This window comes from Companilactobacillus paralimentarius, from assembly GCF_963227125.1.
GTDB lineage: Bacteria > Bacillota > Bacilli > Lactobacillales > Lactobacillaceae > Companilactobacillus > Companilactobacillus paralimentarius.
On the sequence record NZ_OY724131.1, the window covers coordinates 919,705 to 939,867 of the forward strand.

Here is a 20,163-nt window from a genome sequence, read left to right on the forward strand (position 1 = left end):
ATCTATTAGATGATTTCATCTGATAGATACTGCTTTATTTTCTATATGGTTAATTGTTTTTTAGCAGCTAATAACCAAGGATGGGCTACTAAAAGGTTGTGTGATAGTAGATAGTCAATATACACAAGAGCAGCTTCTTGATATGAAACTTTTAAAGCAGTGTTCAATTCTTCTAAATATGGAGGAATACCAGGTTGATCCCAGGCAATTTTATCGGCCAGAAAAACAATTAAATCAAAATTATTAAAATTCTTTTTTAGCGTAGTGTGACACTTTATAGCGTTTAAAATTATTGGATCCTTAATTTGAAAGCATTTTTCAGCAATATAGGCGGAAAGTTTTTGATGTAGTAGAAGTGGGACTTGATGTTCTTCTTTTAACACGGGAATATGTAACTTTTCAGAAATCAACAGACGCTCGCTTTTGGGAATAAAGGCGCTGATGTCGTGTAAAAGTCCTGCCTGGTAAAGTTGTTCGTGATATTCCTTAGAAAGGCTGACAGCTTCTTTAGCGACCATCTGGCCGTGATAAAAGGTAGAGATGGTTTCAGTTTCTTGATAGAAACGTTCGATATTCTCCACAAAGCTTTGATTAGTTTGTAACCTGAAGTCGTTGATGTATTTAATGTAATCCATATTTTTCCTCAAAAAAAAGAACCTTGGATTTTTATGTCCAGAGTTCTTTTATCAATTAATTATTTTTTACTTGATGTTGAAGAAGATGATGATACATAACCTGAAAGAACATCTTTCAAATCGCTATCCTTGATAGAAACATCAGCATTCTTCAATACTTTAGAAATAACTTTTTGCATTACAGTTGAATCTTGTAACCATGAAGCGTAAATCTTAGATTTAAGTTCAGCTTCGTGATCCTTCATGTTACCCTTAGCAGGTTTCTTAAGAAGTTTGATAACACTGTAACCGTAACTTGTCTTAACAGGTGTTGTTGTGTAATCGCCGACTTTGCTTAGCTTGTAAGCAGCTGTCTTAAAGTCTGAATCAATACTTGTTGAATCGTTATCGAAGGCTGCTAATTTACCACCCTTGTTCTTTGTAGCAGAATCTGTTGAATATTCTTTAGCAAGCTTAGTGAAATCTCCACCATCTTGAAGCTTAGTAATAACTTCTTCAGCAGTTGATTTCTTAGCTACTAAGATATGAGCAACAGTAATCTTAGGTTGGTAATTCTTCCATTCTTTTTGTAGTTCTTTGTTTGTAACTTTCTTGTTCTTCTTCAAAGCAACCTTTGTAAGAAGATTTGTACGGATATTCTTCTTAAATTGAGCAGTTGTCATGCCGTTTTGTTGAAGAATTGAACTAAATGAAGAACCGTATTGACTCTTGTACTTGTTGTATTCCTTGTTAACTTGTTTTGTTGAAACACTCTTACCATATTGGTCCTCAAGGGCCTTTGTGATAATCATTGTTTGAAGGGTTTGTTTACCTTGAGAAGAACTCTTCATTTCCTTGTAGTATTCTTCTTGAGTAATTCTTCCACCCTTAAGTGTAGCAACAGTTTTGTTACTTGAACATCCAGCAGCAACAACAGTTACCATAAATAGACCAGCAAGTGCTAGGATCCATTTAGTTAATCGTTTATTCATCTTTACACATCCTTAATTAAATAAATATATCTACAGTTGAAAAGACTACCATAAAAAGCTATTAATAGTTTATCATTTTATGAAAAAATCACAAAAACTTCATAATTTAATTTCAATCTTTGTTTAATTCGCTGAGATTTGATTTCATTTCAGCGATAGATTCTTGAAGTTCTTCCACATCTGGTTTGATGCTTTCTGAGTAGTTGGATAAATCTTCTTGAATACCAGAAACTACTTCTGGAACTACTGCAGCGTTTTTCTGTAAGTCAGTTAATATATCCTTAAAATCTTTTATATTCTGAAATATCTTGGTATCATTAACACTAGATAGCGCATCTTTTGATTGGACAAGATGAATTGCGACTCCAGAAATGGTACCAACCACGAATCCAGTAAAAAATTTCATTTTAATCCTCCAAGTTTTCCTTGATCTTGTCAGCACGAGATTGAAGTTCTTCAGCACTAGCAAGACCAGTATTGTCACCCCAGTGCATTGAGAAGGCATCGTCTTTTGAATAACGAGGAACTAAATGAATATGTGAATGCATGACACTTTGGTAAGCAATTTCACCATTATTTTGGCAGATATTCATACCAATAATATTAGGATTTGATGCTTTGATAGCACGTGCAATCATAGGAACTTTCTTGAAAACACGTTCAGCTAAGTCTTCATCATAAGCAAAGATATCTTTGACATGCTTCTTAGGTACCACGAGTGTGTGGCCTGGTGTAACTTGAGAAATATCGAAGAATGCTAGTACATCATCATCTTCGTAAATTTTAGTACTAGGAATATCTCCGTTAATAATTTTACAAAAAACACAATCATCCATGTAAAAAGCTCCTTTCAAAAACAGCAATATATTTACTACAATGCTATCATATTAACATTATTAAAAACAGATAATAGGTGGTTTAATCCATGACTTTAGAAGTAAAAGAATTGACCGGAGGATACGGTCAAGTATCAGTTTTAAAGAAAGAGACCTTTAATGTTGAAGGTGGCCAAGTTGTTGGCTTAATTGGTTTAAATGGTGCCGGAAAATCAACAACTATCAAACACATTATCGGACTATTAACTCCGCGAGGAGGACAGATCTTAATCGATGGAATTAGTCTGCATGATGATGTTGAAAAATATCGAAAAAAAATTGCTTATGTTCCTGAAATGCCGATTTTATATCCTGAACTGACTTTAAGGGAGCATATTGATTTAACAATTATGGCGTATGGTTTGGATCATGATAAAACTTGGACCAATGCAACCAAATTGTTAAAGACATTTCGTTTGGACAATAAATTGGATTGGTTTCCACAAAATTTCTCCAAGGGTATGAAACAAAAAGTTATGATTGTTTGTGCCTTTATGACCGATGCTAGTTTGTTTATCATTGACGAACCATTTACGGGTTTAGATCCATTGGCGGTTAATGATCTTTTGAATATTGTTGAAGCTAAGAAAAAAGCCGGATGTTCTGTATTGATGTCAACTCACATCCTAGCTACTGTTCAAAATCATGCGGACAAGTTTGTTTTGATTAATCATGGTCAAGTTAGAGCTGATGGAACTTTGGATCAACTCAAAGCTAAATTCAATATGCAGCAGGATAGTAATCTTGATGATATTTATATTAAGATGTCGCACGAGGATCTCTAAATGACAAATTTATGGCAAGAAAGATTGAGAAGACATCAACTCGATCAATTTAAATATTTAAGACTTATTTTTAATGATAATTTTGTCCTCGCATTTATTGTCTTGATAGGTGCCTTAGGATTTTGGTATTCTAATCTTTTAGGAACAATTCATCATCAATTAATTTTGGGTAAACCAATTGTTATCCTACTGCTATTTTTAGCGACGCAAGTAGGTGGAATTGCTACTTTACTTGAGGAACCTGACAGTACTTTTTTACTAGTTAAGGAAAAAGAATTTTATAAGTATTTTAAAGCTGCTAAGAATTACAGTGTTTTCATTCCAATCGTAACTTTAGCTTTGGTTAATTTCTTGTTGTCAGCTTTTGCTTCAAGGGCAGCAGGAATGAAAATTATTGATATCGTTTTAATTGCGATTGGCCTAATTGTTTTCAAATTGGGATCCCTAAATATTGATCTGATGGCATTGTATGGTCAGGATCACTTTGGAAGTTTAAACATGCGCCTAGTTTCAAACATTCTTTTGATTGTTTCTTTGATTTCTTCAACATATTTTTTGAGTGCCATTATGGTAATTGTTGGAGTGATTTATTACTTGTTCTTGAATATGAGAGTAAGGCCTTTAGAAACTAGTGGACAATTACAGTGGAAGTACGCAATTGAAACTGAGAACCAACGGATGTTTCGTATCAAGCGTTTCTACAATTTATTTACGGATGTGCCTGGTGTTAACAGTAAAATTAAACGTCGTAAGTGGTTAGATGGACTCTTTAATTTCATTAAACCGAAGAGTTCTAATACTTACTTATATTTGTTTGCACGTGGTTTTGTCAGAAATAATGAATATATCGGTCTTTTCCTGCGCTTGACGATTATTCAGGCAATCATGCTTTGCTTGATTGATAACTTTTACATTTCTTTAATTGTTGAAATGTTATTCATCTATTTAGTTGGATTCCAATTGAAACCACACTTCAAAGAAGTTATGCAAAATTTAATGCAACGTTTATATCCAATAAGTAGCAAAGATAAGATTGCTTCTTTTACAAAATTAAGTACAATAATTCTAAGTATTCAATGGATCGTCAGTGCTTTAGCTATTATTTATAAGTTTGGATTAAGTATGAATGGACTTATAATTATTGTTGCTGGAGCTTTGGTATTAGTATTTGTAAATTATTTCTATATGCCAAGACAACTGAGAAAATATTTAAACTAATGGAGAATTTTGATTTATGCGATTAAGAAACAAACCTTGGGCCAAGGATATGATCAATGACAACCTTGACCTAATTGCTGTACAACCAGAAAATATGCCCGGTAAGTGGCAAGATCGTTTCGAGAAGAAACAACCTTTATTCATTGAAGTTGGTTCTGGAAAGGGTAAATTCATTACTGAATTGGCCCAACAGAATCCGCAAAATAATTATATTGCAATGGAAGTTCAAGAGGGTGCCATTGCCTTGGTACTAAAAAAGCAAGTTGAGTTAAAATTGCCCAACTTGCAACTATTGTTAGCTAATGGTGCTGATTTATCAGATTTGTTCGCTGAAAATGAAGTTGCTGGAGTTTATCTAAACTTCTCCGATCCATGGCCAAAAACACGTCATGAAAAGCGCCGTTTAACTTATAAGTCTTTCTTAAAACAGTATCAATATATTTTGAAGGATGATGGCTATCTACAATTCAAGACTGATAATCAGGGACTGTTCGAATATTCATTGATCAGTATGAATAATTTTGGCATGAAATTTGATGAAATTTCATTGGATCTACACAATGATGAAGTCTTAAATGCTAAGAATATTGAAACTGAGTATGAAAAAAAATTCTCAAAAAAAGGCTTCAGGATTAATTACCTGAAAGCCCAATTTGAAAATTAATTATTGATTATTATTATTGTACTTTTTTAATATTAAGTAACTCACCAGTAATGGCGTCAGCAATGAAGTGATATTGAGCAACGTCAAATTCGTCCATAGTTGTAACGCCACCAACGATTCCCCATGTGGAATGACCATTTACGTCAACACGTTGGTAAAGTGGTTCTACCCATGAACCGATTACTTTACTATCTTCGCCCAAGACGGACTTAACTTTATCAATTATTTTTTCGCTATCTAGATGGTGTTTTACTAAAACTGTAGCAGCTGTTCCAGCTACAAGTACAGAACCAGCAACGATTAATGAACCGATACCTTTTTTACTCATAAAAAATCACTCCTTGATTTCGATTTAATGATATATTACCACTATTATATATCATTCGAATACTCAAGAACATTTAATTGACCGTTTAATAAATAAAAAGTATCTTATTGACAGAGGTGAATTAGTTATGAAGACAATTGAAGACTATAACGTAAAAGACTGGCACGAAGCTACTAAAGAAGGAAAATATGTTCTATTTTTCCATGCTGATTGGTGCCCAGATTGTAAATTTATTGAACCAAAGCTTCCAGAATTAGAAAAAGAATACTCAGACTTTACTTGGATCAGCTTTAACCGTGACAATAACATGGAAGTTGCTCAAGAATTAGGGATTATGGGTATTCCTAGCTTTGTTGTTATTGAAAATGGTAAAGAAATTGGTAGACTAGTAAATAAAGATCGCAAAACTAAAGAAGAAGTTGAGACCTTTATTAACAGTGTAATTAACAAATAATTAATCAAGTGAGGGGAAAAACTTGCTATTAAGCTTTTATAATCCAGATGTTTTAGGGGATGTCCTTATCGTTGAGCTAGCTAATGATGCTGGTATCACTCAAGGAACTGCCCAAAAAGATAATGTTGTACGTATTTTTAATGAAAAAAATGATGAAGCCATCGGTTTTAATTTCTTTGGCCTCGGAGAAAAACTAGGAATTGAAAATGACTCCGGTCAAATATTCTTAGATGATGAACAAGTCAACGTCTTAAATGACGCACTTGCTCAAGCAGGTTTTTCTGATAAGTTAGTAGCAGATAAGAGTCCTAAGTTCGTAATCGGACATGTTGATGAAATGAAAGCTCATCCTGACTCAGATCATTTGCACATTACGCAAACTGATGTGGGCTTGGATAAGCCTGTTCAAATCGTTTGTGGTGCACCAAATGTAGATCAAGGACAATTAGTCGTAGTTGCATTACCAGGTGCAGTTATGCCTACCGGTAAAGAAATTTGGCCCGGTGAATTGTGTGGAGTAGATAGCTTTGGAATGATTTGCTCAGCTAGAGAATTGGGTATTCCAAATGCACCACAAAAACGTGGTATTCTAGTACTTGATCATGGTACAGCTGGTCAAGCATTTGATTTTGAAGAAGCAAAGAAATTGTTCAATTAGGAGCTATTATGGAAAAGACAGTTTATCATTTTGTTGGAATTAAAGGAACAGGAATGAGTGCTTTAGCGCTTATCTTGAAAGATTTAGGATACGAAGTTCAAGGATCAGATATTGATAAATATACATTTACACAACGTGGTCTTGAACAAGCTGGAATTAAGATTTTACCCTTTGATGAAAAGAATATTCATGAAGGTTTAACGATTGTTAAAGGAAACGCTTTTAGTAATGATCAAGTAGAAATTAAAAAAGCCAATGATATGCACTTAAAAGTAATTACATATCCTGAATTAGTTGGTACATTAGTTTCTGACTATACTTCAATTGGTATTGCCGGATCACATGGTAAGACAAGTACAACAGGTCTTTTAGCACATACTTTAAGTGGTATCGCTAAGACATCATATTTGATTGGTGATGGTACTGGTAAAGGTATCAAAGATGCTAAGTTCTTTGTTTTTGAAGCCGATGAATATCGTCGTCATTTCTTGGCATACTCACCAGATTACTTAATCATCACAAATATTGATTTTGATCATCCCGATTACTTCTTTGGTGGAATCAATGATGTTGTTGATGCCTTTGAATCAGAAGCTAGAAAGACTAAGAAGGGTATCTTCATCTGGGGTGAAGATGAACATGCTAAGTCAATCAAGGCTGACACACCAATCTATACCTACGGATTAAATGAATCAGATTATATTCGTGCTACAAACATTCAACGTACTGTTAAGGGATCATCATTTGATGTTTCTATCGACGGCGAGAATATCGGTAACTTCCAAGTTCCATTGTTTGGTGAACACAATGTTCTGAATTCCTTGGCCGTTATTGGTGTAGGTCACATGGAAAAGCTTGATCATGCCTTGATCAACCGTGAATTACAAACATTTAGTGGTGTTAAGAGACGCTTTAGTGAAAAGAAAGTGGCTGATCAAGTTATCATTGATGACTATGCTCACCATCCACAGGAAATTAAAGCTACAATTGACGCTGCTAGACAAAAGTATCCTGACAAGAAGATCATTGCTGTCTTCCAACCACATACTTATACAAGAACATTAGCTTTGATGGATGACTTTGCTAAGTCATTGGATATGGCTGATGAAGTTTACTTGACTAATATCTTTGGTTCCATCCGTGAAGCCCATGGTGATATTACAAGTAAGGATCTTGGTAATAAGATTCATAAAGGTGGTAAGGTTCTAACACTTGATAACATGTCTCCATTATTGGAATACCATAATACCGTTATGATATTCATGGGTGCTGGAGATGTTCAAAAGTATGAAACGGCTTATGAACAACTATTGAGTACTTTAAATCCTAATCAACAATAATATTTAAATTAACAGAAGGCTATGACAGAGCGTATTGTCATGGCCTTTTTTTATGAAAAGAGGTAAAAACGTGAAAGATGTTGTTTCTACAAGAGTTAAATTGTCGATTTTAGCGGTTGGCTTATTGTCATTTACAGGAATTTTAATTGAAACCTCGATGAATGTTACTTTTCCTACATTGACGAAGGTTTTAAATGTCAGTTTGGGAACTGTTCAGTGGCTAACAACTGGATATTTATTGTTAACGACAATGGTAATGAGTACAACAGCTTATATTTTAAAAAAATTTAATCCACGAAAAGTTTTTATATTTGCGGCAGTACTCTGTTTGATAGGTTCAATTGTTTGTATGATAGCACCAAACTTTCCAATTCTAATGTCTGGTCGTCTTTTACAAGCAGTAGCTACAGGATTGTCGACGCCATTGATGTTCAATCTGATTTTTTTGGAAGTTCCTCAATCAAAATTAGGTCTCTATACTGGGTTGGCTGGAGTAGTTATTTCTCTGGCTCCAGCTTTAGGTCCAACGTATGGTGGAATCGTTAATCGCATCTGGACATGGCGAGAAATCTTTGTTGGTGTAATTCCATTGATTATTATTTTATTCTTGATAGGTTATTTTTCGATACAAGGAGAGGCCCCAGGAACTAAGGGAATTTTGTTTGATTATGGTAGTGTTATTGGTTTAGCCATTATTTTTTCGATGATTTTGTTTACCTTTGATCAGGCTGGAGCACACGGTTGGATATCTCTGAATTTTGTAGGTTGGCTAATAGCTTCAATTGCTGTTATTGGAATTTTTAGTTGGTACAATCGGCGCAGCAGTCGTCAATTAATTGATTTTTCAATCTTGAAATTATCGGTTTTAAGACTCAGATTATTCAGTTATTTCAGTTTACAATTTATTAATATCGGTTTGTCATTTGTATTACCAATTTTTGCGCAAACAGCTTTGAAATTGGATTCGGCTCAGGCTGGTTTAATGTTGTTGCCGGGGTCTATTTTAGGGGCAATTGTTGGTCCCTTTGCCGGGTATTTGTATGACAAGAAGGGCGCTTTGATACCACTTTTGTTCAGTGGCAGTTTGATAACGATTGGTTCAGCACTATTCTGGTTCAAGAGTGAGAGCTTAACTTTAACCAGTATTACTTTGATCTATATTATTTTAAGAATTGGATTTAACTTTGGCTTTGGAACTTCATTGTCTGATGGTAGTATGCAGGTTCAAGGTTCTAAGAAATCGGATCAAAATTCATTATTCAGTATGATGCAACAATATGCCGGTTCATTAGGGACCAATGTTTTGTCAGTCGTAATTTCAGCGGTAGCCTTAACTAGTGGTACGAAAAATATTGTTTATAATACAATTTTAGGAACAAAAATTGACTTTATTGTTTTAACTGTTCTATCATTGTTGGTACTGGTATCAGTGATTTATGTCTATTTTAGATACGAAAAGAAGAATAACTAAGTAAAAGCCTTGATTGGATTGTAATCTAGGCTTTTTTAGTTGTTCGGAAACTGTTACAACAGGTTGGTATTTGTTAAAATAGAGATAGTTAATTTCAGTTTTATTGGAGAATATATGTCAAAAAATAAAAAGTTACTTTTAATAGATGGAAATAGTGTTTCATTTAGAGCTTTCTTTGCAATGCATAATGTTTTGGATAAATTTGTCAATGGTGAGGGAATACATACTAATGCTCTGTACGCTTTCAACAATATGTTGGAAATTATTCTAAAAGATGAGAAACCAACACATGCGTTAGTGGCATTTGATGCTGGAAAGACCACATTTAGAACTAAAATGTTTGATGAATACAAAGGTACTCGTGCTAAAACACCTCAAGAATTGATGGAACAATTACCGTTGATTCAAGAGATGCTTAATTATCGTGGTATCAAAACTTATGAATTGCCAGATTACGAGGCTGATGACATTATTGGAACTATGTCACATAAGGCTGAAAAAGATGGTATGGATGTCACTATTATTACTGGTGACCGTGATTTGACACAATTAGCCACTGATAAGGTGACAGTAAAAGTCAATGTAAAGGGAGTAACTGAAACTGAAAGTTATACACCTGAACATGTTCAAGAAAAGTTAGGTATTACACCTAATCAGATCATTGATATGAAAGGCTTAATGGGAGATAACTCTGATCACTATCCTGGTGTTGAAAAAGTTGGTGAAAAAACAGCAATTAAGTTGATTAATGAATATGGTAGCGTTGAAGGTATTTATGATCACGTTGATGAGATGAAGAAAAGTAAATTAAAGGAACATCTGATCAGTGATAAAGATAAAGCTTTCTTGAGTAAGAAATTGGCTACGATCGATTTGGATGCACCAGTAGAAATTAAATTGAGTGATTTGGAATATCATGGTGATGATGAAGAACAATTGATGCAATTTTATCAAAAGATGAATTTCAAAACATTTTTGAGTCGGATGGACGTGCCTCAAGAGAATACTGCTGAAGATCTGGCTGATATAACTGTAAAGCCTTTGGATGATGAGGCTGTTAAAACAATTGTGAGTGATTCTAAAGCTCACACGTTGATTGTTGAAGGCTTTGGTGAAAATTATCATACAGCACCAATTATTGGTATTTTGATTTCTGATGGTAAAGATTTCTATGGAACAACTGACTTTGCCATTTTAGAGAATAAATCTTTGAAAAATTGGTTAGCTGATAAGACAAAAGAAAAGTATTTATTCGATAATAAGCGCACAATTGCCTTATTACATCGCTATGGTTGTGATTTGTCCGGAATTAGTTTTGACATGTTACTAGTGTCTTACTTATTGGATTCAAATGATAATAAACAAGATATCGGTTTAGTAGCTAAGAATTACAATGTTAATTTGCCAACTGAAGAAGAATTCTATGGTAAAGGTGTTAAAAAAGCTGTTCCCGAAGATGAGAAACTTTTGTTGAACTTCCTAGCTCAAAAAGCACAAGTTATTGATAACTTGAAAGACCAAATGTTGAAAGAATTAAAGGACAATGACCAGGATAGTCTTTATGATGAGATTGAGTTACCGTTGTCGATTGTTCTGGCTGAGATGGAAATCAAAGGTATTACGGTTGAAGTTTCTAAATTAAAGGAAATGGAAAATACTTTTGCCACACGTTTGGCTGAGATTGAAAAAACAATTTATGAAGAGGCTGGTAAAGAATTCAATATTAATTCTCCAAAACAATTGGGTGTTGTCCTATTTGAAGATTTGAAGTTACCGGTAATTAAGAAGACTAAGACCGGTTATTCCACTTCAGTTGATGTTTTGGAAAAATTAAAAGATAAGTCACCAGTAGTAAAAAAAGTATTAGATTATCGTCAAATTTCTAAAATTCAATCGACATATGTGGTTGGTTTACAAAAATTTGTTCAACCAGATAATAAAATTCATACTATTTATCTACAAACATTAACTCAAACAGGTCGTTTATCATCAATTGAGCCCAATTTGCAAAATATTCCTATTCGTATTGACGAAGGAAAGCAGATTCGAAAGGCCTTTGTACCACAACATAAGGATTGGGAGATTTTTTCAGCCGATTATTCACAAGTTGAATTGCGTGTGTTAGCTCATATCTCTGGGGATGAACATATGCAGGAAGCTTTCAACGAAGATTATGATATTCATGCTCATACAGCAATGAGAATATTTGGATTAAACAGTACTGATGAAGTAACACCCAATATGCGTCGCCAAGCTAAGGCTACTAACTTTGGAATTGTTTATGGAATTAGTGATTATGGATTATCACAAAATATCGGTATTAGTCGTAAGCAAGCGGCAGCCTTCATTGAATCTTATTTTGAACAATATCCAGGAGTTAAGAAGTATATGGACGATATTGTTAAGTACGCTCGTGAGAATGGCTATGTTGAAACGATTATGCACCGTCGTCGTTATCTTCCAGATATTCATTCAAAGAATTTCAATGTTAGAAATTTTGCTCAACGAACAGCTATGAATACCCCAATACAAGGTAGTGCTGCTGATATTATTAAAGTAGCCATGATTAATATGCAAAAAATGCTGGTTAAAGAAAGTTTACAAGCTAATTTGCTTTTACAAGTACATGATGAAATGATTTTTGAAGCTCCAGTTTCAGAAATCGCAACTTTAGAAAAATTAGTTCCAAGTGTAATGGATTCAGCGGTTAAACTGGATGTACCGTTGAAAGTTGAAACGGCTCATGGAAAGACTTGGTACGAAGCTAAATAATAGTAGGTGATAAAATGCCAGAAATGCCAGAAGTAGAGACTGTCAGACGCAGTTTAATTGCTCAAGTGAAGGGTAGAAAGATAACTCATGTTGAGATTCGTTATCCTGATTTGATAACTGGTGATGTGGATCAATTTGTTGAATTTGTTACGGGAGCAACTATCAGTGATGTTGGTCGTCGAGCAAAATTTTTATTGATTCATTTAGATAATGGTTATACAATTATTAGTCATTTGAGAATGGAAGGTAAGTATCGTATTTCAGCTGATCCAAGTGCAATTGATAAGCATTCGCATGCTATCTTTACTTTGGATAATGGTCAAAAGATGATTTATAATGATGTTCGTAAATTCGGTCGTATGCAGTTGTGGAACACTGATGAATTATCAGAAAATAAGTCGCTTAAAAAATTGGGGCCAGAGCCATTATCAACTGAATTTACTTTTCAAAATTTAAAGCCAAGAGTTATGCGTCATCATAAGGATATTAAGACCGTCTTGTTAGATCAAAGTGTTATGAGTGGTCTAGGAAATATTTATGTTGATGAAGTTCTCTGGCAAGTTAAATTGCACCCTGAGACGCCAGCTAATCACCTTAGTGATGAAGATATTCAAAAAATTATTGAGGCTTCTAATCAAGAGATGGATAAGGGAATTGCTGCTGGTGGCTCGTCAATTAGAACCTATGTGGATGCTACAGGCCACAAGGGTAACATGCAAAATAATTTAAAAGTTTATGGAAAAGAAGGAACACCTTGTCCAAGATGCGGTACTGAGATTGTGAAGATCAAGGTCGGAGGTCGTGGTACGCATTTTTGTCCAAAGTGCCAGGTAGTAAAATGAGTAAGATTTATGGTTTGACTGGAGGGATTGCCTCTGGTAAATCAACCGTTTTAAATTTATTTAGACATAATAAATTCATCGTATACGATGCTGATTATGTTGCTCGAGACGTGGTCAAGGTCGGAACCTTAGGTTTAAAACAGATTACCCAACAGTTTGGTGAGCAAGTTTTATTGCCCGATGGAAATCTTAATCGTCGAAAATTAAGTTCGATTGTTTTCAGCGATAGAGATGAGTTAGATAAGTTGGATAAAATAACGAGGCCTTTGATAAAAAAAGAAATTTTACAAACGGTTGCTGAAGTTAAAAGATCAACTGAAAAAACAATCTCCATTTTTGAAATACCATTATTGTTTGAAGGCAATTATCAAAATTACTTTGATGGTGTGATCAGTGTCTATGTCGAGCCGCAAATTCAATTGCATCGATTGATGAGACGAAACGCTTTAAGTAAGGAAGTTGCTTTGGAACAAATCAATTCGCAGATGTCGATGTACGAGAAAAAAGAGCGTGCCGACTTTGTGATTGATAATTCAGAAGATTTAGCACATCTTCAGGATGAGTTTAGTCGGTTAATACCACAACTTTAATTTGGAAAAGAGGCTGGAATTTTGATTTGTCCGCATTGTCATCATGATTCATCAAAAGTTATTGACAGTCGTCCCAGTGATGAAGGACGTGCCATTAGAAGAAGACGTGAGTGTGAATACTGTGGAACACGGTTCACAACGTTTGAAAGATTAGAAAAATCACCATTGTTGGTTATCAAAAAGAATGGCAACAGAGAGGAATTCAGCCGCGAAAAGTTATTACGTGGTTTAGTTCGTGCTGCTGAAAAACGTCCTGTAACGATGGATCAAATGAATAGTATCGTCGATAAAGTAGAAAACGAGATAAGATCAACAGGTGAAAGTGAGGTTCGCTCACAATTAATTGGTGAACACGTCATGAGAATTTTGTCCAAAGTTGATGACGTGACTTATATTCGTTTTGCTAGTGTTTATCGTGAATTTAAGGACATGAATGGATTTATGGAAGAGGTTCAGGAAATGATGTCCAATGGCAAGAAAATTGATAAGAAGTAAGGGGAGTATTGGTGTCCGTGAGTAATTTTGAATCAGATAAATTTACACCTTTAGTCGGTTATTGGTGTTTGCCAAGTGGTCATTTAAATGATGATGATCGTCATGTTTTGACTGACTTATATTTGCCCATTTTAGGTACTGAGGCTTTCAGTTTGTACTTGTTGCTGTGGGAAAAATTGCCTAATAAAGAAGTCGTCACGCAAAGAAAAAGCCATGCTGAATTAATGAGTTTACTTGGTATTGATTTGAAACGATTTTATGAGGCACGGATCAAGACGGAGGCCCTAGGATTAATTAGGACCTATCAAAAGAAAGATAGCTTAGGACCTTACTATATCTATCAACTTTTTGAACCGTTGTCACCAGATGAATTTTTTAAAGACGATTTGATGAGTATTTTCCTTTATGAGCAAGTTGGTGAGAGCAAGTATCATTTATTGGCCGATAAATACACACATTCAGATTTGATCTTGCAAAATTCACATGAGATAACAAAAGACTTTTTGGAAGTTTTCCAATTAAGTAATAGTGATTTGATCAATACGCCAACTGAAGTAAAGAATACCCAAGATAGTTTTGAAATAAATAATACAGACAATAAAAAACCGTCGTTGAATGAAGAAGAGATTCCTCAATTAGATTGGGAACTAATCTCGGATCGGATTCAACAGTTATTCAGAATTCATCCTGATAATCTGCTGGAAAATCAGGAATTAATTTTAAATCTTCATGCATTTTATGGCTTAGATGAGATTACATTGATTGATTTAATTGGTAAAACTTGTGATATCGTCAATAACAAGATCGATCCCGCACGTCTGAAAAAAGCAGTACAAGATCGTTTTGAAAAGAATGCTAATATTTCAGTTAAACAGCAAGCTAATACAGAAACGGAACCAGCTGAGCAAACTGACGGACAATTGAATCGTGCCGATCAATTGTTGTTAAAGCAAGCTCGTTCTTTGCGTCCTGCCGAATTTTTAGCAGCTCAAAAACAAAAGAGCGGTGGTTTTACTGGTACAGTAGAATCTAATGCTTTGAGAAATATGGCAACGAAGACTTATTTGTCTCCGGCGGTATTAAATATTATGGTGTACTATATTTTACAAACTTCACCGACTTTGACTTTGCCATTGATGGAAACGATGGCTAACGATTGGCAACAAAATGATGTTAAAACACCTGAACAAGCTTTGAAACGAATCAATGATTTTCAAACTAAGAGTCGTAATCCCAAACGACGTTACAATAATAAAAACCGTAAAATTGAACAGGCAACTGATTGGAGTAAGGTGAAAGCTAAGGTTCCAGCACAAAAGAATCAAAAAAATGAACAGGATGATCTTCAGAATCGTTTGAAGAGATTGAGAAATAAGGATAATTAAGTATGGAAAATTTAGGTAGTAGATTAGCAGAATATTTGAATTCAAAGAATTTGACGGAGGACTATCGCCGTCTTCTTAATAGTGCTTTGAATGATCCTGATGTACAGAGGTTTTTGAAGGAAAATAGCGATAGAATTAATCCTAATGCAATCTCTACTAGTGCGGCTAGTATTTATGAGTTTTATAATAACAAGCGACATACGAGTGAATTAACGCGCGGATATTATCCTAAATTGATTGTTAACAATCATAATATCGAAGTGGCTTATTATCCTAATGAGCGCACTCAAAACCGAGAGAAGAGAAGTCAGTACGAATCAGGCTTTGTTTTGATGGACATGGCTCCAGATATTCGTCGTGCAAAATTGGATGATTACGATGGTGAGGGTAGACAGGATGCTCTAGCCAAAGCTTTGGATTTCATTGATAATTATTTGCATCAAGATAGCTTCACGCCTGGACTATATTTGGCTGGTGATTTTGGAGTGGGTAAGACCTATCTTTTAGGTGCTATTGCGAATGAACTATTTAAACACGATGTTCATACAACTTTAATGCATTTTCCAACTTTCGCGGTTGAAATGAAAGACTCTATTGGTCAAAATAATGTGTTGGCCAAAGTTAATAAAATTAAAGGTGCCGATATTTTGATGTTGGACGATATTGGTGCCGATACGATGTCTAGTTGGATTCGTGACGAAGTGTTAGGGGTTATTTTGCAGTATCGAATGCAAGAAAATCTGCCAACTTTTTTCTCATCCAATTTTTCGATGAAAGAATTGGAACAACATTTAGCTGTGAATCAGCGTGGAGAAGAAGAACCTGTCAAGGCTAAACGGATTATGGAACGAGTTAAATACTTGTCACGAGAAGTAATTGTGACTGGTGAGAATAGAAGATTTAAAAAATAGCTTGCATTATCTGAAAATTAATGTTTCAATAAAGCCATGAAAGATAACACTTCGGTTCTATTCAGGGAGGGTACGGTCACTGGAAGCTTACCCATTACTGGAGTTACCACTTTCACATAAAATTGTATAAGTGCCGGTTACTTTATAACCATAGAGTGAAAACTGTTTTTTTGTTATACAGTTTTAAAGTGGGTGGAACCGCGTAGAAATGCGTCCCTGAAGTATGTACATGTCTTAAGATGTGTCTATACTTCAGGGACGCATTTTTTGTTGTCTAAATATTAGGAGGAAAAGTATATGTCAAAAATCAAGTTAACATTCCCAGATGATTCAGTTAAGGAGTTTGACGAAGGCACAACTACTTTAGATGTTGCTAAATCAATTAGCACATCATTGGGTAAGAAAGCTGTTGCTGGTAAACTTAATGATACTTTAGTTGATCTTGAACGTCCGATCAAACAAGATGCTAAAATCGAAATTATCTCTGGAGAAGATAAGGAAGATGCTCTAAAGGTTTTGAGAAACACTGCAGCTCTAGTATTTAGTGCTGCTGCTAAGAGTTTCAAGAAAGATCTTCACTTTGGTGAAAAACAAGCCAATGATGATGGTTTCTATGTTGATACTGACAGCAAAGAGGGACAAATCAGTGTTGATGAATTGAAAGATATCAAGGCTTTGATGAATAAGATTATTAAGAACAATGACAAGATTGAAAGATCTATGATGGATAAAGACAAGCTTGTTGAAATGTTCAAGGATGATCCATACAAGTCTTCATTAATCGGTGCTATTGAATCTGTTCAAATTCCTGTTTACACATTAGATGGATTTGTTGATTTTGGTTATGATGCTGTACTTACAAATCTAAAGGCTTTGAAACACTTTGAACTACTTTCAGTTGCTGGTGCTTATTGGCAAGGTAAATCAAGTAACCCAATGCTTCAAAGAATTTATGCTACAGCCTTCTATAAGGAAGATGGATTAGAGGCTGATCTTAAACGTCGTGCTGAAATTAAAGAACGTGATCACAGAACAATTGGCCGTGATCTAGACTTGTTCTTCGTTGACCCAGAAGTTGGTGCTGGTCTTCCATATTGGATGCCAAATGGTGCTACAATCCGTCGTGTTATCGAAAGATATATCGTTGATAAGGAAGTTGCCTGGGGTTACCAACACGTTTACACACCTATCCTTATGAACCTAAATGCTTACAAGACTTCAGGTCACTGGGCACACTACCGTGAAGACATGTTCCCACCAATGGATATGGGTGATGGCGAAATGCTTGAACTACGTCCAATGAACTGTCCTTCACATATTCAAATTTACAAGCATCACAACCGTTCATACAGAGATCTACCACTTCGTATTGCTGAACTTGGTATGATGCACAGATATGAAAAATCAGGTGCTTTGTCAGGTCTACAACGTGTTCGTGAAATGACTCTAAATGATGGTCACACATTCGTTGCACTTGACCAAATTCAAGAAGAATTCAAACGTACACTACAATTGATGGTTGAAGTTTACAAAGACTTTGATATCAATGATTACACATTCCGTCTAAGTTATCGTGACCCTGCTAATACAGAGAAGTACTTCGATGATGATGAAATGTGGAACAGATCACAATCAATGCTTAAAGCCGCTATGGATGATCTTGGTTTGAAGTACTATGAAGCTGAAGGTGAAGCTGCTTTCTATGGTCCAAAACTTGATGTACAAACAAAGACAGCTCTTGGTAATGAAGAAACATTGTCAACAATTCAACTAGACTTCATGCAACCAGAGAAGTTCCAACTAACATATGTTGGTTCAGATGGTGAAGATCACAGACCAGTTATGATTCACCGTGGTATTGTTTCAACTATGGAAAGATTTATTGCTTACCTAATTGAAATTTACAAGGGTGCTTTCCCAACATGGTTGGCTCCTACACAAGTACGTATTATTCCTGTTAACCAAAAACTTCACTCAGAATATGCCAATGAAGTTCTTTCAGAATTACGTGCTAAGAATATTCGTGCCGAAATTGATGATCGTGATGAAAAGATGGGTTACAAGATTCGTGATGCTCAAACAATGAAGGTACCATATACAGTAGTTATTGGTGATGAGGAAGCTAAAAACGCCACAGTTTCTGTAAGAAAATATGGTGAAGCTGATTCAGCTTCAGAAAATGCTAAGATGTTTGTAAGTTCTGTTGTTGCCGATATTGCTAACTTTAGTCGTAAAGATGTTACTGATAAATCTGATGCTAAGGATTAATTAATATCCTTCAATGAAATAACATTTTATAATTCAAATACATTCAATCATGAAAATGGTTGAGTGTATTTTTTTTGTTAAAAATGAAATGAATATAATATCAGAATGATACGATAAGTGTTCATTTTAAATGAACACTTGTTTTTACCTTGTAAACAATATATGGATCATAATTTTTTTAAAATATGATAATTTGTGAAATTAAAAATTTTTTTGATAAAATTTTCTCAATCTTAGCAATGGTTATCATAATCTTTAAGTTTGTGAAGTAAAAAAACTGGTTGATACCCTTGATTGTAAGCGCTATCATGCACTTGTAAGGAAATAGTTATCGTTTTCACAAAAGGAGAGTGTGAATATGCAAATCGCTGTAATTAAAGAACAAAAAGAGGGAGAAGGTCGTGTAGCGGCAACTCCAGAGAATGTTCGTAAGATGGTTGAAGCAGGTAATGAGGTACTTGTTGAAAAAGATGCAGGTATTGGAGCAGGCTTTACAAACGAAGAGTATGTCGATGCTGGTGGCAAATTAGTTAGTCATGAAGATGGCTGGAAAGCTAAATTGATCATCAAGGTTAAGGAACCTGATCCTGAAGAATACAAGTATTTCTCAAAAGGTAAAATTGTTTGGGGATTTCAACATTTGGCATCATCAAAACCAACTGTTGAGGCAATGATGAAAGCTGGTACAACTGCAATTGGTGGTGAAACAATTGTCAAAGATGGGAAATTGGAATTGTTAGCACCAATGAGTGCAATTGCTGGTCGTAGATCAGTTATTATGGGGGCTTATTATCTTGAAGCACAGCATCAAGGTCAAGGAATTCTTCTACCCGGCATCCCCGGAATTGATGGTGGAAACGTTGTAATCTTTGGTGGTGGAAACGCTGCTATTAACGCTGCTACATTAGCTTTGAACATGGGCTGCTCAGTTGTAATTATCGAATTAAACGACGAAAGAATTAAGTTCCTACAAGATAAATTTGCAGGTAAGAAATTTAGAGTTGTCAAATCAAATGAAGAGAATTTAGCTAAGGAAATTAAGGATGCTGATATCTTTATTTCAACAATTCTGATTCCAGGTTCAAGACCACCTAAGTTGGTTAAAGAATATATGGTTAAATCAATGAAACCAGGAAGTGTATTAGTCGATGTAGCCATTGATCAAGGTGGAACTGTTGAAACAATTGATCATCCAACAACAATTGATGATCCAATCTTTGTAAAAGATGGAATTATCCATTATGCAGTTCCTAATCAACCGGGAGCAGTACCACGTACAGCCACAATGGCTTTGGCAAAAGGTAATTTAAGTTACTTACTAGAAATTGCTGATAAAGGTATTAATGAAGCCATCAAGACAGATAAAGCTTTGGCATCTGGAGTTAACCTATTTGAAGGTAAAGTAACCAATAAAGGATTGGCAGATTCACTTGATTTACCATACACAGAATTATCAGTTGATGAAGAATCAGTTAACTAAATATTGACAAAATGTATTTAA

20 protein-coding genes are annotated in these 20,163 nt (G+C 34.9%); 15 read left to right on the top strand and 5 right to left on the bottom strand.

Annotated features, from left to right (window positions below; genetic code table 11):
- Positions 1-41: 41 nt before the first annotated feature.
- The 4 genes from yqeK to ACI6PB_RS04270 all read right to left on the bottom strand — a co-directional run bounded on the left by yqeK (position 42) and on the right by ACI6PB_RS04270 (position 2,442).
- Positions 42-635 carry a bis(5'-nucleosyl)-tetraphosphatase (symmetrical) YqeK gene (gene yqeK / locus ACI6PB_RS04255; RefSeq protein WP_051564088.1) on the bottom strand — a complete coding sequence of 198 codons (594 nt, stop codon included), beginning with the start codon at positions 633-635 and terminating at the stop codon, positions 42-44.
- Between the two features lie 59 nt (positions 636-694).
- On the bottom strand, positions 695-1,606 hold the full coding sequence (locus ACI6PB_RS04260) for a peptidylprolyl isomerase PrsA (RefSeq protein WP_025084470.1): 912 nt from the start codon (positions 1,604-1,606) through the stop codon (positions 695-697).
- Between the two features lie 112 nt (positions 1,607-1,718).
- Complete coding sequence (locus ACI6PB_RS04265; protein ID WP_025084471.1) at positions 1,719-2,012, bottom strand: hypothetical protein; 294 nt, start codon at positions 2,010-2,012, stop codon at positions 1,719-1,721.
- Between the two features lies 1 nt (position 2,013).
- Positions 2,014-2,442 carry an HIT family protein gene (locus ACI6PB_RS04270; RefSeq protein ID WP_025084472.1) on the bottom strand — a complete coding sequence of 143 codons (429 nt, stop codon included), beginning with the start codon at positions 2,440-2,442 and terminating at the stop codon, positions 2,014-2,016.
- A gap of 89 nt (positions 2,443-2,531) precedes the next feature.
- Between ACI6PB_RS04270 and ACI6PB_RS04275 the strand changes: the two genes are divergently transcribed.
- Genes ACI6PB_RS04275 through trmB form a run of 3 tightly spaced genes read left to right on the top strand, consistent with a single transcriptional unit; the run spans position 2,532 to position 5,148 of the window.
- Positions 2,532-3,266 carry an ABC transporter ATP-binding protein gene (locus ACI6PB_RS04275; protein WP_025084473.1) on the top strand — a complete coding sequence of 245 codons (735 nt, stop codon included), beginning with the start codon at positions 2,532-2,534 and terminating at the stop codon, positions 3,264-3,266.
- Complete coding sequence (locus tag ACI6PB_RS04280; RefSeq protein WP_404327801.1) at positions 3,267-4,484, top strand: ABC transporter permease; 1,218 nt, start codon at positions 3,267-3,269, stop codon at positions 4,482-4,484.
- 16 nt (positions 4,485-4,500) lie between these two features.
- The gene (gene trmB / locus ACI6PB_RS04285; protein WP_025084475.1) at positions 4,501-5,148 is read left to right on the top strand and encodes a tRNA (guanosine(46)-N7)-methyltransferase TrmB; all 648 of its coding nucleotides are present in this window, start codon (positions 4,501-4,503) and stop codon (positions 5,146-5,148) included.
- Positions 5,149-5,161: 13 nt separating this feature from the next.
- On the opposite strand, the gene ACI6PB_RS04290 is transcribed toward trmB, so the two are convergent.
- On the bottom strand, positions 5,162-5,476 hold the full coding sequence (locus ACI6PB_RS04290; RefSeq protein WP_025084476.1) for a hypothetical protein: 315 nt from the start codon (positions 5,474-5,476) through the stop codon (positions 5,162-5,164).
- A gap of 127 nt (positions 5,477-5,603) precedes the next feature.
- Here ACI6PB_RS04290 and ACI6PB_RS04295 point away from each other — a divergent pair, with 127 nt between their 5' ends.
- The 12 genes from ACI6PB_RS04295 to ald all read left to right on the top strand — a co-directional run bounded on the left by ACI6PB_RS04295 (position 5,604) and on the right by ald (position 20,142).
- Positions 5,604-5,930, top strand: a complete 327-nt coding sequence (locus ACI6PB_RS04295) for a thioredoxin family protein (protein ID WP_025084477.1) — start codon at positions 5,604-5,606, stop codon at positions 5,928-5,930.
- 22 nt (positions 5,931-5,952) lie between these two features.
- A complete protein-coding gene (gene ytpR / locus ACI6PB_RS04300; protein WP_404327802.1) occupies positions 5,953-6,588 on the top strand; it encodes a YtpR family tRNA-binding protein in 636 nt (211 codons plus the stop codon).
- A gap of 8 nt (positions 6,589-6,596) precedes the next feature.
- Positions 6,597-7,928 carry a UDP-N-acetylmuramate--L-alanine ligase gene (gene murC / locus ACI6PB_RS04305; protein ID WP_025084479.1) on the top strand — a complete coding sequence of 444 codons (1,332 nt, stop codon included), beginning with the start codon at positions 6,597-6,599 and terminating at the stop codon, positions 7,926-7,928.
- A gap of 52 nt (positions 7,929-7,980) precedes the next feature.
- Positions 7,981-9,399, top strand: coding sequence for an MFS transporter (locus tag ACI6PB_RS04310; RefSeq protein WP_034543787.1), 1,419 nt, complete (start codon positions 7,981-7,983; stop codon positions 9,397-9,399).
- 114 nt (positions 9,400-9,513) lie between these two features.
- Positions 9,514-12,171 (top strand): DNA polymerase I, encoded by a 2,658-nt coding sequence (polA, locus tag ACI6PB_RS04315; protein WP_404327803.1) that lies wholly within the window; start codon positions 9,514-9,516, stop codon positions 12,169-12,171.
- 14 nt (positions 12,172-12,185) lie between these two features.
- Positions 12,186-13,013, top strand: coding sequence for a DNA-formamidopyrimidine glycosylase (gene mutM / locus ACI6PB_RS04320; RefSeq protein ID WP_404327804.1), 828 nt, complete (start codon positions 12,186-12,188; stop codon positions 13,011-13,013).
- Positions 13,010-13,603, top strand: coding sequence for a dephospho-CoA kinase (gene coaE / locus ACI6PB_RS04325; protein WP_025084482.1), 594 nt, complete (start codon positions 13,010-13,012; stop codon positions 13,601-13,603). Before mutM ends, coaE begins: the two co-directional genes overlap by 4 nt.
- 21 nt (positions 13,604-13,624) lie before the next feature.
- Entirely contained in the window at positions 13,625-14,098 is a 474-nt protein-coding gene (nrdR, locus tag ACI6PB_RS04330) for a transcriptional regulator NrdR (protein ID WP_025084483.1), read from the top strand.
- A 17-nt stretch (positions 14,099-14,115) separates the two neighbouring features.
- Positions 14,116-15,483: a DnaD domain protein gene (locus ACI6PB_RS04335; protein ID WP_152319008.1), complete on the top strand. Its 1,368-nt coding sequence runs from the start codon at positions 14,116-14,118 to the stop codon at positions 15,481-15,483.
- A gap of 2 nt (positions 15,484-15,485) precedes the next feature.
- Positions 15,486-16,394, top strand: coding sequence for a primosomal protein DnaI (gene dnaI, locus ACI6PB_RS04340; protein WP_025084486.1), 909 nt, complete (start codon positions 15,486-15,488; stop codon positions 16,392-16,394).
- 297 nt (positions 16,395-16,691) lie between these two features.
- Positions 16,692-18,662 (top strand): threonine--tRNA ligase, encoded by a 1,971-nt coding sequence (thrS, locus tag ACI6PB_RS04345; RefSeq protein WP_309511055.1) that lies wholly within the window; start codon positions 16,692-16,694, stop codon positions 18,660-18,662.
- 358 nt (positions 18,663-19,020) lie between these two features.
- Positions 19,021-20,142: an alanine dehydrogenase gene (ald, locus tag ACI6PB_RS04350; RefSeq protein WP_309511054.1), complete on the top strand. Its 1,122-nt coding sequence runs from the start codon at positions 19,021-19,023 to the stop codon at positions 20,140-20,142.
- Positions 20,143-20,163: the final 21 nt, after the last annotated feature.